Raw genomic sequence first — 13,536 nt, 5'->3', positions numbered from 1 at the left:
GTTTTGCCGCCACCACTTCGTGAGTAGACGTAACCGATTTGAGCTCTCTGCCGTTCCGCGTAACCCCGCTTTTACCGCTTCTCCTGCTGCTGACAGGCATGCCCGCCCGCGCGCTGCAGGATAACCAGGCGTTCTCTAAGGGGCCTGAGACCTTACCCGACCTCGGCCTCGCGCCGCAGGTGGATGACGACGCAAAGCACTTTGCCGAGATGGCGAAAAAATTTGGCGAAGCCAGTATGAGCGATAACGGGCTGACAACCAGCGAACAGGCGCGAGTATTTGCCATCGGTAAGCTGGGGAACGAGGTCAGCCACCAGTTGGAGAACTGGCTTTCGCCGTGGGGCAACGCCAACGTCGATCTGCTGGTCGACAAAGAGGGCAATTTTACCGGCAGTAAGGGGAGCTGGTTTGTCCCGTTGCAGGATAACGGCGACTACCTTACCTGGAATCAGTACTCGGTCACCCAGCGTGATACGGGTCTGGTCGGCAATATTGGTCTCGGCCAGCGCTGGCGGATGGGCTCCTGGCTGCTGGGCTACAACTCTTTCTACGATAAAGCCCTGGACGATCGCATGGCGCGCGGCAGCGTCGGGGCCGAAGCCTGGGGCGAGTCGCTGCGCCTGTCGGCGAACTACTACCAGCCGCTCGGCAGCTGGCAGCAGGGGAGTAGCCTGACCCAGCAGCAGCGTATGGCGAGCGGCTACGATGTGACCGCCCAGGCGCGGCTGCCGTTTTATCAGCACATTAATACCAGCGTCAGCGTGGAGCAGTATTTTGGCGATAGCGTCGATCTGTTCCATTCGGGTACCGGCTACCACAACCCGGTCGCGGTGTCGGTGGGGCTGAATTACACTCCCGTTCCGCTGGTGACGGTGACGGCTAAGCATAAGCAGGGCGAGAGCGGCGTCAGCCAAAATGATGTCGGGCTGAAGCTGAACTATCGCTTCGGCGTCCCGCTGAAGCAGCAGCTGGCGGCCGATGAAGTCGCCGTTAGCCGATCGCTTCGCGGCAGCCGCTACGACAGCCCGGAACGGGATAACCTGCCGGTCGTTGAATATCGCCAGCGCAAAACGCTGTCGGTTTATCTGGCGACGCCGCCCTGGGATCTTCAGCCGGGGGAGACGGTGCAGCTGAAACTACAGATTCGTAGCCTGCACGGCATTAAGTCGCTGAGCTGGCAGGGGGATACCCAGGCGCTAAGCCTGACCTCGCCGATTGAGGCCAACAGTACGGACGGCTGGACCGTGATTATGCCGCGCTGGAGCAGCGAAGCCGGGGCGAGCAACCGCTGGCATCTTTCGCTGGTGGTGGAGGATAAAACGGGTCAGCGCGTCTCATCCAATGAGATCGCACTGGCGCTGACGGAGCCGTTGGTACACGTACCGGCCGAGGGCGTTTCGTGGCCGCAACAGCCCTAGAATACGCGTTCCTGATGGACCCAAACCGCCGCTTCCACGCGCGATTTTAGCTTCATTTTCTTGAGCATATGCTTAACGTGCACTTTAACGGTGCTTTCGGTGATATCCAGACGGCGGGCAATCATTTTATTCGGCAGGCCCTGGGCAATCAGCTTGAGAATATCGCGCTCGCGCGGGGTCAGTTGGCTGATGTCGCGGTCCGAGGTGGCGCGATTGGCGCGCAGGCTGGCCGCCAGCACCGGGGTTAACGCTTCGCTGAGCACCATTTCGCCCGCCGCCGCCTGCTGCAGCGCTTTCAGGAGATCTTCCGGTTCCATATCCTTCAGCAGATAGCCGTCGGCGCCGCGTTTCAGGGCGGTCACCACATCTTCTTCATGATTAGAGACGCTAAACACCACCACGCGGCCGGAAAGCGACTTCTCGCGCAGCCTGTCGAGGGTTTCCAGACCGTTCATGCCCGGCATATTGAGATCCAGCAGAATTAAATCCGGATCTAAGGCTTCCGCCATCGCAATACCCTGCTCGCCGTTGCTGGCTTCGCCGATCACCTGGATGTCCGGAGCCATGCTGATCAGCTGTTTGACGCCGGTGCGCAGCATGGGATGGTCGTCGATGAGAAGGATGGTTGCCCGTTCCTGTTGACTCATGGAGTTCTCCTTATTGAATTGAAAACGATTTTTCAGGGATAAAAGTAACCACCACTTCGGTTCCGCCGGTTTCCCGCCGCCGGACCTGGCAGTCCCCGCGCAGGCTTTGCGCGCGATCGCGCATGATAATCAAGCCGTAATGGTTGCTGCGTTCCGCGTGGTCCGGCACGCCGCGGCCGTTATCGGCGACCACCAGGCGGACCTGATTCTCCCGCAGCGTCACGCTGACGCTGACCTCCGTGGCGCTTGCGTGCTTCAGCGCGTTGCTGAGCGCCTCGCGGGCGATTTGCAGCAGATGAATGGCCTGGTGCGACGGCACAAAACGCGGCGGCAGTTGGTAATCCAGGCGCACCGCAAAACCGAAGTGGGCGCTGTATTCCTGGCAGCTGGCCTCCAGCGCCGGGCGCAGCCCCGGTTCGGTGAGCTGTAGCCGGAAGGTCGTCAGCAGTTCGCGCAGCTGGGCCCAGGAGGTATTGAGTTCATTACGAATTTGCCCCAGCAGCTGGCGGCTCGCTGCCGGCAGATCGTCGCCCTGCATCTGCAAGCAGCTGACCTGCATTTTCATACAGGAGAGCGACTGGGCGATGGAGTCGTGGAGTTCGCGGGCGATGGTGGCGCGCTCCTCCATGACGATAAGCTGCTGCTGGCGCTCCTGATGCCGATCGAGGGCGAGGGTGCCGGTGAGTTGTTCAACCAGCGTATCCACCAGCTGCTGCTGATCGTGGCTCAGATGGCGACCGGTGGGCAGGGTGGCCAGCAAAATACCGTACTGATTATGGGCGTCCGACAGCCGCCATTTTAAGGTGGTGCCGGTATCTGGCAGCGGCGGCAGGTCGCGCGGGCAGAGGTAGCAGCCTCTGTCGTCGCACTGAATATCGGAGTGGCAGGAAAACTCCTGATGATTGTCTTCATCTTCGAGGTCGTAAACGCGAACTTCAATATCGCGCAGCAGGGTTAACCCCTGCAACCCGTTCAGAACCGGAGAAATGCGCTCGCAGAGCGGCGCGTTCGAGTGCAGACGGCGGTTGGCCTGCCACAGGAAGGCGAGGATCTCGTTTTTCTGCTCCAGGCCCGCGGTTTTTTCCTGCACCCGGCGTTCCAGCACCGAATAGCTCTCCGCCAGCTCTTCAGACATATTGTTCAGCGCCATGCCGAGCGTCGCCATCTCGTTGCGTCCGCTAATCTGCGCGCGCTGGGTAAAATCGCGTCGGCTCACCGCGCGGGCCATACCCAGCAGCTGTTTCCACGGGCGCAACAGGCGCGCGCGCAGCCAGACGATGGTGAACACCAGCAGCAGCGCCATTCCCACAGCCATGATGCGCTGGATCCAGACAACGTGTTTAATCCGCTCTTCGGTGGTGTGATCGAAGGCGGTAACCAGCTGGTCTATACGGTCGACAAACCCGGCGACATCGGTCGCCACCGAGGCCTGATTTTGCGCTTTGCGCATGCCCGGCGCCAGCTCCAGCTGCCAGTAGTGCTGCAGCGCCTGGAGCTGCCGCTGCTGATCGTCATGGCGCGCGGCGTACTGCAGTTCCGGGCTAAAGACGGTTGCCGTCATTTCATCCAGCAGCTTTTCATCGTTTTCGCCCAGCGGTACTGCCGCCAGCAGGCGATAGCTCTGCATGCGCAGCGAACCGGCTTTATTAATGGCGTGCGCGCTGCCCTGGACGCCGTGCACCAGGCGAGAAGAGATCGCCATTCCGGCGACGCCGATGAGGGTAGCCAGCAGAACGATCAGCGCGAGTTGATTCACCAGCGTCAGCGGCGTAAAAAGACGTTTCAACATGGGGTACGAGGCTCCTGACCGGTAAATTATCCGGGAGTGGCGCTTATTCTCGGCCATCCCCCGGAGTATACCCATACCCCTAAAGGATTACCCCTTAATTGTCAGGGCGGGGTGGGCTGGTGGCAGGTGTTCGGGGAATTCCAGCACTGGCGTGAAAAACCACACTTTTTTCCGCAGAAATAGCTACTCACTTCGGGTGATGCGTTTTTTTTCGCCAAATCGGCGCCCACTTTTCCTTTGATTTATATCAACTTACCGCCGCCTGTAACCCATAAGGTAGCCAGGGTTAATACGAATTATCAGAGGTGTCTATGAGTCACTCTTCAATCCCGGAGAAGACTACCCGCTCAGTCATTAGCGACTGGCGTCCCGAAGATCCTGAATTCTGGCAGCAGCGCGGTCATCGCGTCGCCAGCCGCAATCTGTGGATCTCCGTTCCATGTCTTTTGCTGGCATTCTGCGTCTGGATGTTGTTCAGCGCCGTTGCCGTCAACCTGAATAAAGTCGGCTTTCAGTTTACCACCGACCAGTTGTTTATGCTGACCGCGCTTCCGGCGCTGTCCGGCGCGCTGCTGCGCGTGCCGTACGCGTTTATGGTGCCGCTGTTCGGCGGCCGTCGCTGGACCGCGTTCAGCACCGGGATTATGATCGTCCCCTGCGTCTGGTTAGGCTTCGCGGTGCAGGATACCGCTACGCCCTTCAGCGTTTTCGTGATTATTTCTCTGCTGTGCGGCTTTGCGGGGGCGAACTTTGCTTCCAGTATGGCTAACATCAGCTTCTTCTTTCCGAAACAGAAGCAGGGCGGCGCGCTGGGCATCAACGGCGGCCTCGGGAATATGGGCGTCAGCGTAATGCAGCTGGTTGCCCCTCTGGTGGTATCGCTGTCTATTTTCGCCGTCTTTGGCGGAACCGGCAGCGAGCAGCCGGATGGCTCCATGCTGTATCTGGAAAACGCGGCGTGGATCTGGGTGCCGTTCCTGATTATCTTCACCCTGGCGGCGTGGTTCTTTATGAACGACCTGTCGGCGTCGAAGGCCTCGCTGAGCGAGCAGCTACCGGTACTGAAGCGCGCGCATCTGTGGATTATGGCGCTGCTCTATCTTGCCACCTTCGGATCGTTTATCGGCTTCTCTGCGGGCTTCGCCATGCTGTCGAAGACCCAGTTTCCGGATGTGCAGATTCTGCACTATGCCTTCTTCGGGCCGTTTATCGGCGCCCTGGCGCGCTCAACCGGCGGGGCGATCTCCGACCGCCTCGGCGGGACGCGCGTGACGCTGGTGAACTTCGTGGTGATGGCTATCTTCTGCGGCCTGCTATTCCTGACGCTGCCGACCCACGGCGAGGGCGGTAACTTTATCGCCTTCTTCGCGGTATTTATGGTGCTGTTCCTGACCGCCGGTCTGGGCAGCGCGTCGACCTTCCAGATGATCTCGGTTATTTTCCGCAAAATGACCATGGATCGCGTTAAGGCCCAGGGCGGCAGCGAAGCGCAGGCCATGCGTGAAGCGGCGACCGATACGGCGGCGGCGCTGGGCTTTATTTCGGCGATTGGCGCGATTGGCGGGTTCTTTATTCCCAAGGCGTTTGGTATTTCGCTGGATCTGACCGGTTCGCCGGCCGGCGCCATGAAGGTATTCCTGGTGTTCTATATCGCCTGCGTGGTGATTACCTGGGCGGTCTACGGACGTAAGCAGAAATAATATTTCTTTTTGAATTTCTGCAAAGGGCGCAACGATATTTGCGCCCTTTTTATTGGTTATTACTTAGTTACAACATACTAGTGGTTTTGGGGGATATTAAAAGCCGCCTGAAGTCACAAAAAAAATGACTTCAGGCGCGCCTACCCCTTAATACCGTGGGGAATAACAAACCCCGGGTTTCTGCAGGCTTTTTCATTAAATATCTTTATTTATCAATAAAATAATAAATAGAAATAAATACTACTTTGGTGGTAATTCGCGTTTTACCTCGCTTTTATAAGCCCTATGCTCTTGATCGTTATCAATTCTCGCCCTCTTTCATAGCGTTACCTTCGCTGCAAATCCAGCAATGTCGATTTATCAGAGAGCCGTCAGGCTCCACACAGGAGAAACCCGATGAGTAAATTCCTGGACCGGTTTCGCTACTTCAAACAGAAGGGTGAAACCTTTGCCGATGGGCACGGCCAGCTTCTAAAAACCAACCGGGACTGGGAGGATGGATACCGTCAACGTTGGCAGCACGATAAAGTTGTGCGCTCCACCCACGGCGTCAACTGCACCGGCTCGTGCAGCTGGAAGATTTATGTCAAAAATGGTCTCGTCACCTGGGAAACCCAGCAGACTGACTATCCGCGCACCCGTCCGGATATGCCAAACCACGAGCCGCGAGGCTGCCCGCGCGGCGCCAGCTACTCCTGGTACCTCTACAGCGCCAACCGCCTGAAGTATCCGCTGATGCGCAAACGCCTGATGAAGATGTGGCGTGAAGCGAAGGCGCAGCACAGCGATCCGGTTGACGCATGGGCCTCGATTATTGAAGACGCCGACAAAGCGAAAAGCTTCAAGCAAGCGCGCGGTCGCGGCGGTTTCGTGCGTTCATCCTGGCAAGAGGTGAACGAGTTGATTGCCGCCTCGAACGTCTATACCGTCAAAAACTACGGCCCGGACCGCGTGGCGGGCTTCTCGCCCATTCCGGCGATGTCGATGGTCTCCTATGCCTCCGGCGCGCGCTATCTGTCGCTGATCGGCGGCACCTGCCTGAGCTTCTATGACTGGTACTGCGACCTGCCTCCCGCCTCTCCGCAGACCTGGGGCGAGCAGACCGACGTGCCGGAATCCGCCGACTGGTACAACTCCAGCTATATCATTGCCTGGGGATCTAACGTTCCGCAGACCCGTACCCCGGACGCCCACTTCTTTACCGAAGTGCGCTACAAAGGCACCAAAACCGTTGCTATCACCCCTGACTACGCCGAAATCGCCAAGCTTTGCGATCTGTGGCTGGCGCCGAAGCAGGGTACCGATGCGGCGATGGCGCTGGCGATGGGCCACGTGATGCTGCGCGAGTTCCATCTCGATAAACCGAGCCAGTATTTCACCGATTACGTGCGTCGCTACACCGACATGCCGATGCTGGTGATGCTCGAAGAGCGCGATGGCTATTACGCGGCGGGCCGTATGCTGCGCGCGGCGGATCTGGTCGATGCGCTAGGTCAGGAAACGAATCCGGAATGGAAAACCGTCGCTTTTGATGAGAAGGGCGAAATCACCGTACCGAACGGTTCTATCGGCTTTCGCTGGGGCGATAAAGGCAAATGGAACCTTGAACAGCGCGACGGTAAAACCGGCGAAGATGTCGAACTGCGCCTGAGCCTGCTGGGTAGCCATGACGATATCGCCAACGTCGGCTTCCCCTATTTTGGCGGCGAAGGTACCGAGCACTTTAATAAAGTCGAACTGGAAAACGTGCTGCTGCACAAACTGCCGGTCAAACGCCTGCAGAAAGCCGACGGCTCTGGCGTGCTGGTCGCCACCGTGTACGATCTGACCATGGCCAACTACGGTCTGGATCGCGGTCTGGGCGATGAAAACTGCGCCAGCAGCTATGATGACGTGAAAGCGTATACCCCGGCATGGGCGGAGAAAATCACCGGCGTTTCCCGGGCGCATATTATCCGTACCGCGCGCGAGTTCGCCGATAACGCCGATAAGACCCACGGCCGTTCGATGATCATCGTCGGCGCCGGTCTGAACCACTGGTTCCACCTCGATATGAACTATCGCGGCCTTATCAATATGCTGATCTTCTGCGGCTGCGTCGGGCAGAGCGGCGGCGGCTGGGCGCACTACGTGGGCCAGGAAAAACTGCGTCCGCAGACCGGCTGGCAGCCGCTGGCGTTTGCCCTCGACTGGCAGCGTCCGGCGCGTCATATGAACAGCACGTCGTACTTTTATAACCACTCCAGCCAGTGGCGCTATGAAACCGTCACCGCGCAGGAGCTGCTGTCGCCGTTAGCGGATAAATCCCGCTACAGCGGCCACCTGATTGACTTCAACGTGCGCGCTGAACGTATGGGCTGGCTGCCGTCGGCGCCGCAGCTGGGCACCAACCCGCTGCGCATTGCGCAAGAGGCGAAAAAAGCGGGCATGACGCCGGTCGACTACACCGTCAAATCCCTGAAAGAGGGCTCCATTCGCTTTGCCGCTGAGCAGCCGGAAAACGGTAAGAACCATCCGCGCAACCTGTTCATCTGGCGTTCCAACCTGCTGGGCTCTTCCGGTAAGGGCCACGAGTACATGCTGAAGTATCTGCTGGGTACGGAAAACGGTATTCAGGGCAAAGATCTTGGCAAGCAGGGCGGCGTGAAGCCGGAAGAGGTGGAGTGGAAAGACAACGGTCTCGACGGCAAGCTGGATCTGGTGGTGACGCTGGACTTCCGTTTGTCGAGCACCTGCCTCTACTCTGACATCGTGCTGCCGACCGCCACCTGGTATGAAAAAGACGACATGAATACCTCGGATATGCATCCGTTTATTCATCCGCTGTCTGCCGCCGTCGATCCGGCCTGGGAATCGAAAAGCGATTGGGATATCTACAAGGACATCGCGAAGAAATTCTCTGAAGTCTGCGTAGGACACCTGGGCAAAGAGACCGACGTAGTGACGCTGCCCATCCAGCACGACTCCGCCGCCGAACTGGCGCAGCCGCTGGACGTTAAGGACTGGAAAAAGGGCGAATGCGAGCTGATTCCGGGGAAAACCGCGCCGCATATTCTGACCGTCGAACGCGATTATCCGGCGACATACGAACGCTTCACCTCTATCGGCCCGCTGATGGAGAAAATCGGCAACGGCGGTAAAGGTATCGCCTGGAATACCCAGAGCGAGATGGATCTGCTGCGTAAGCTCAACTACACCAAAGCGGACGGTCCGGCCAAAGGTCAGCCGATGCTTAATACCGCAATTGACGCGGCGGAGATGGTGCTGACCCTGGCGCCGGAAACCAACGGTCACGTGGCGGTGAAAGCCTGGGCGGCGCTCAGCGAGTTTACCGGTCGCGACCATACGCATCTGGCGAAGAATAAAGAGGAAGAGAAAATTCGCTTCCGCGATATTCAGGCCCAGCCGCGCAAAATTATCTCCAGCCCGACCTGGTCAGGGCTTGAAGATGAGCACGTTTCCTATAACGCCGGCTACACCAACGTTCATGAGCTGATCCCGTGGCGCACGCTTTCCGGCCGCCAGCAGCTGTATCAGGATCACCAGTGGATGCGCGACTTCGGCGAAAGCCTGCTGGTCTATCGTCCGCCAATCGACACCCGTTCGGTGAAAGCGGTGATGGGTAAGAAATCCAACGGCAACCCGGAAAAAGCGCTGAACTTCCTGACGCCGCACCAGAAGTGGGGGATCCACTCCACCTACAGCGACAACCTGCTGATGCTGACGCTGTCCCGCGGCGGCCCGATTGTGTGGATGAGCGAGGCGGATGCCAAAGATCTGGGGATTGAGGATAACGACTGGATTGAAGTGTTCAACAGCAACGGCGCGCTGACCGCCCGCGCGGTGGTCAGCCAGCGCGTGCCGGCCGGGATGACCATGATGTATCACGCCCAGGAACGTATCGTAAACCTGCCGGGTTCAGAGGTAACCGAGCAGCGCGGCGGGATTCATAACTCCGTGACCCGTATTACGCCGAAGCCGACCCATATGATCGGCGGCTATGCCCAGTTGGCCTACGGCTTTAACTACTACGGCACGGTAGGGTCTAACCGCGATGAGTTCGTGGTGGTACGTAAGATGAAGAATATTAACTGGTTAGATGGCGAAGGTAACGACCAGGTACAGGAGAGCGTAAAATGAAAATTCGTTCACAAGTCGGCATGGTGCTGAATCTCGATAAGTGCATCGGCTGTCATACCTGCTCGGTCACCTGTAAAAACGTCTGGACCAGCCGCGAGGGGATGGAGTACGCGTGGTTTAACAACGTTGAAAGTAAACCGGGCGTCGGTTTCCCGAACGACTGGGAGAATCAGGAAAAGTGGAAGGGCGGCTGGATCCGTAAGATCAACGGCAAGCTGCAGCCGCGCATGGGCAACCGCGCGATGCTGCTAGGTAAAATCTTTGCTAACCCGCATCTGCCGGGCATCGACGATTACTACGAGCCGTTTGACTACGACTACCAGAACCTACACAACGCGCCGGAGGGCAAACATCAGCCGATCGCCCGTCCGCGCTCGCTGATCACCGGCCAGCGGATGGATAAAATCACCAGCGGCCCGAACTGGGAAGAGATTCTGGGCGGCGAGTTCGAGAAACGCGCCAAAGACCAGAACTTCGAGAACATGCAGAAGGCGATGTACGGTCAGTTCGAAAACACCTTTATGATGTATCTGCCGCGCCTGTGCGAGCACTGCCTGAACCCGGCGTGCGTCGCGACCTGCCCGAGCGGCGCCATCTATAAACGTGAAGAAGACGGCATCGTGCTGATCGACCAGGACAAGTGCCGCGGCTGGCGTATGTGCATCACCGGCTGTCCGTACAAGAAAATCTACTTCAACTGGAAGAGCGGCAAATCCGAGAAGTGCATCTTCTGCTACCCGCGTATCGAATCCGGGATGCCGACCGTCTGCTCGGAAACCTGCGTGGGGCGTATTCGCTACCTCGGCGTGCTGCTGTATGACGCGGACGCCATTGAAAATGCCGCCAGCGCGGAGAATGAGAAAGACCTGTATCAGCGTCAGCTGGACGTGTTCCTCAACCCGAACGACCCGAAAGTGATTGAGCAGGCGCTGAAAGACGGCGTGCCGCAGGGCGTTATCGAGGCCGCCCAGCAGTCGCCGGTCTACAAAATGGCGATGGACTGGAGGCTGGCGCTGCCGCTGCATCCGGAATATCGCACGCTGCCGATGGTCTGGTACGTGCCGCCTCTGTCGCCGATTCAGTCAGCCGCCGATGCGGGTGAACTGGGCAGCAACGGCATTCTGCCAGACGTAGAAAGTCTGCGTATTCCGGTGCAGTATCTGGCCAACCTGCTGACCGCTGGCGATACCCAGCCGGTGCTGCTGGCGCTGAAGCGCATGCTGGCGATGCGTCACTTCAAGCGCGCGGAAACGGTGGACGGCGTCGTGGATACCCGGGCGCTGGAAGAGGTTGGACTGACTGAAGCCCAGGCGCAGGAGATGTATCGCTATCTGGCGATCGCCAACTACGAAGACCGTTTCGTGGTGCCGAGCAGCCACCGCGAGCAGGCCCGCGACGCCTTCCCGGAGAAAAGCGGTTGCGGTTTTACCTTCGGCGACGGCTGCCACGGTTCTGACAGCCAGTTCAATCTGTTCAACAGCCGCCGTATCGATGCTATCGACGTCACCAGCAAAACGGAGCCGCACCCATGATTGAACTTGTCATTGTGTCGCGTCTTCTCGAGTACCCTGACGCTGCCTTATGGCAGCATCAGCAGGAGCTGTTTGACGCTATCGCCGCTTCGGAAAAACTGGCGCCGGAGGATGCCCATAAACTGAGCGTTTTCCTGCGCGACCTGACCGCCCAGGACGTGCTGGACGCGCAGTCTCGCTACAGCGAACTGTTCGATCGCGGCCGTGCGACCTCGCTGCTGCTGTTTGAGCACGTGCACGGCGAATCCCGCGATCGTGGCCAGGCGATGGTAGACCTGATGGCGCAGTACGAGCGCCACGGTCTGCAGCTGGACAGCCGCGAACTGCCGGATCATCTCCCGCTGTATCTGGAGTATCTGGCGCAGCTGCCGGAAGCGGAAGCGCGCGGTGGATTGCAGGATATCGCGCCGATACTCGGCCTGCTTAGCGCTCGCTTACAACAACGCGAAAGCGGCTACGCGGCGCTGTTTGAGCTGCTGCTCAAGCTGGCGAACGCGCAGGTCGATAGCCGGAAAGTGGCGGAAAAAATCGCCGATGAAGCCCGCGACGATACGCCGCAGGCGCTGGACGCCGTCTGGGAAGAAGAACAGGTGAAATTCTTTGCCGATCGGGGCTGCGATGATTCGGAGATCGCCGCTCACCAGCGTCGTTTTGCCGGAGCCGTTGCCCCGCAATATTTGAATATCTCTAACGGAGGACAGCAATAATGCACTTCCTGAATATGTTCTTCTTTGACATTTATCCGTACATCGCCGGGACGGTGTTCCTCGTCGGCAGCTGGCTGCGCTACGACTATGGGCAGTACACCTGGCGCGCGGCCTCCAGCCAGATGCTGGACCGTAAAGGGATGAATCTGGCTTCGAACCTGTTTCATATCGGGATTCTCGGGATCTTTGCCGGCCACTTTCTCGGTATGCTGACGCCGCACTGGATGTACGAATCCTTCCTGCCGATCGACGTGAAGCAGAAGATGGCGATGATTGCGGGCGGCGCCTGCGGCGTGATGACGCTGGTGGGCGGCCTGCTGCTGCTCAAGCGTCGTCTGCTGAGCCCGCGCGTTCGCGCCACCACCACCGGCGCGGATATTCTGATCCTCTCCCTGCTGATGGTGCAGTGCGCGCTGGGCCTGCTGACTATTCCATTCTCCGCTCAGCATATGGACGGTAGCGAAATGATGAAGCTGGTGGGCTGGGCGCAGTCGGTGGTGACCTTCCACGGCGGCGCTTCACAGCATCTGGACGGCGTGGCGTTTATTTTCCGCGTGCACCTGGTCTTGGGGATGACGCTGTTTGTGCTGTTCCCGTTCTCCCGTCTGGTGCATATCTGGAGCGCGCCGGTCGAGTACCTGACGCGCAAATACCAGATTGTTCGCGCCCGTCGCTAATTTGCTGTTTTGATACCAACCCCGCCTTGGCGGGGTTTTTTTCGCCCCAGCCCAAGTTGTTGCCTGCCGCAGCCAACAGGATCAGCGCGCCGCCGAACAACTGGATCAGGTTTAGCGAATGGCCAAATACCCGGTTATCGACAACGATCGCCACGACGGGATAGATAAATGACAGCGAGCCGATAATAGGGGTGGGAAGCTTCTGTATCGCGCTGTACAGCAGTTGATACATTACGCCGGTATGCACGATCCCCAGCGTTAATAGCATCACCCATGGGAAAGGAGGCGTGAGCGACGGCATATGCGCCAGCGGTAAAAGCATTACCACGCCGGTGAGCACCTGAATAAAGGCGATATGCTGCGGCGCGAGGGATTTGAGCTTGCGGGTAATTATTGCCGTGAGCGCGTAGAAGAAGGCCGCGCCCAGCGCGAGGCCGATACCGGCGAGCCAGTCGGCGCCACGAGCGCCGGTTAACTCCGTGGAGAGCAAAATGACCACGCCGCCAAAGGCGAGGAACAGCCACCCCCATTTCACCAGGCTGACGCGCTCACCGAAAAGCATCCCCATCAATACCAGCATAAACGGCTGGGTGTTATACACCACGGTAGAAAGACCAATAGAGATCCGTTCATAGGCGGCGAAGAGCAGGAGCCAGTTCACCACTAAGGCCACGCCGCCGAGAATAGCCAGCAGCAGCGTAATGCGGGTGAGTGGGCTAAACGGTTTTCGACTCATCCGAATAAAAATAAACAGTGCAATAGCCCCGATAAGACAGCGCCAGAATACGACTTCGGTCACCGGCAGGCCGGAAAGTAAAACAAACGCGCCAATCGATCCGGAAATTAACATCGCCAGGCTCATTTGCCAGACGCCTTTATGTAAATCACGCATCATCCACCTCCTGATTAATGACGCTATTGTTGAA

The 13,536-nt window shown here is 58.5% G+C and carries 8 protein-coding genes and 1 pseudogene; 6 read left to right on the top strand and 3 right to left on the bottom strand.

Features of this window, described 5'->3' with window-relative positions; genetic code table 11:
* Nucleotides 1-98 precede the first annotated feature (98 nt).
* Nucleotides 99-1,418, top strand: a complete 1,320-nt coding sequence (locus BWI76_RS17355) for a YchO/YchP family invasin (RefSeq protein WP_145977454.1) — start codon at nt 99-101, stop codon at nt 1,416-1,418.
* On the opposite strand, the gene narL is transcribed toward BWI76_RS17355, so the two are convergent.
* Nucleotides 1,415-2,065, bottom strand: coding sequence for a two-component system response regulator NarL (narL, locus tag BWI76_RS17350; RefSeq protein WP_004132998.1), 651 nt, complete (start codon nt 2,063-2,065; stop codon nt 1,415-1,417). The genes BWI76_RS17355 and narL overlap by 4 nt on opposite strands.
* Nucleotides 2,066-2,075: 10 nt before the next feature.
* A complete protein-coding gene (gene narX / locus BWI76_RS17345) occupies nt 2,076-3,854 on the bottom strand; it encodes a nitrate/nitrite two-component system sensor histidine kinase NarX (protein WP_004133000.1) in 1,779 nt (592 codons plus the stop codon).
* A gap of 311 nt (nt 3,855-4,165) precedes the next feature.
* Here narX and BWI76_RS17340 point away from each other — a divergent pair, with 311 nt between their 5' ends.
* From BWI76_RS17340 to narI, 5 genes are all read left to right on the top strand, one after another.
* On the top strand, nt 4,166-5,554 hold the full coding sequence (locus BWI76_RS17340; RefSeq protein ID WP_004133002.1) for a NarK family nitrate/nitrite MFS transporter: 1,389 nt from the start codon (nt 4,166-4,168) through the stop codon (nt 5,552-5,554).
* Nucleotides 5,555-5,950: 396 nt separating this feature from the next.
* Entirely contained in the window at nt 5,951-9,694 is a 3,744-nt protein-coding gene (locus BWI76_RS17335; protein WP_064371822.1) for a nitrate reductase subunit alpha, read from the top strand.
* Nucleotides 9,691-11,226 (top strand): nitrate reductase subunit beta, encoded by a 1,536-nt coding sequence (gene narH, locus BWI76_RS17330; protein ID WP_064371821.1) that lies wholly within the window; start codon nt 9,691-9,693, stop codon nt 11,224-11,226. Before BWI76_RS17335 ends, narH begins: the two co-directional genes overlap by 4 nt.
* Entirely contained in the window at nt 11,223-11,933 is a 711-nt protein-coding gene (narJ, locus tag BWI76_RS17325; RefSeq protein ID WP_004133005.1) for a nitrate reductase molybdenum cofactor assembly chaperone, read from the top strand. The genes narH and narJ overlap by 4 nt, the downstream gene beginning before the upstream one ends.
* Nucleotides 11,933-12,610, top strand: coding sequence for a respiratory nitrate reductase subunit gamma (gene narI, locus BWI76_RS17320; protein WP_004121739.1), 678 nt, complete (start codon nt 11,933-11,935; stop codon nt 12,608-12,610). The genes narJ and narI overlap by 1 nt, the downstream gene beginning before the upstream one ends.
* Here the strand turns inward: narI and BWI76_RS17315 are convergent.
* Nucleotides 12,607-13,502, bottom strand: a pseudogene (locus BWI76_RS17315) (DMT family transporter). The gene narI and the pseudogene BWI76_RS17315 sit on opposite strands and share 4 nt — an antisense overlap.
* Nucleotides 13,503-13,536: the final 34 nt, after the last annotated feature.

It is taken from the genome of Klebsiella sp. M5al (assembly GCF_002090195.1).
In the GTDB taxonomy this organism is placed as follows: Bacteria; Pseudomonadota; Gammaproteobacteria; order Enterobacterales; family Enterobacteriaceae; genus Klebsiella; species Klebsiella grimontii.
The sequence above is the reverse complement of the archived record's forward strand: the minus strand, read 5'-3'. Positions and strand labels throughout refer to the sequence as shown.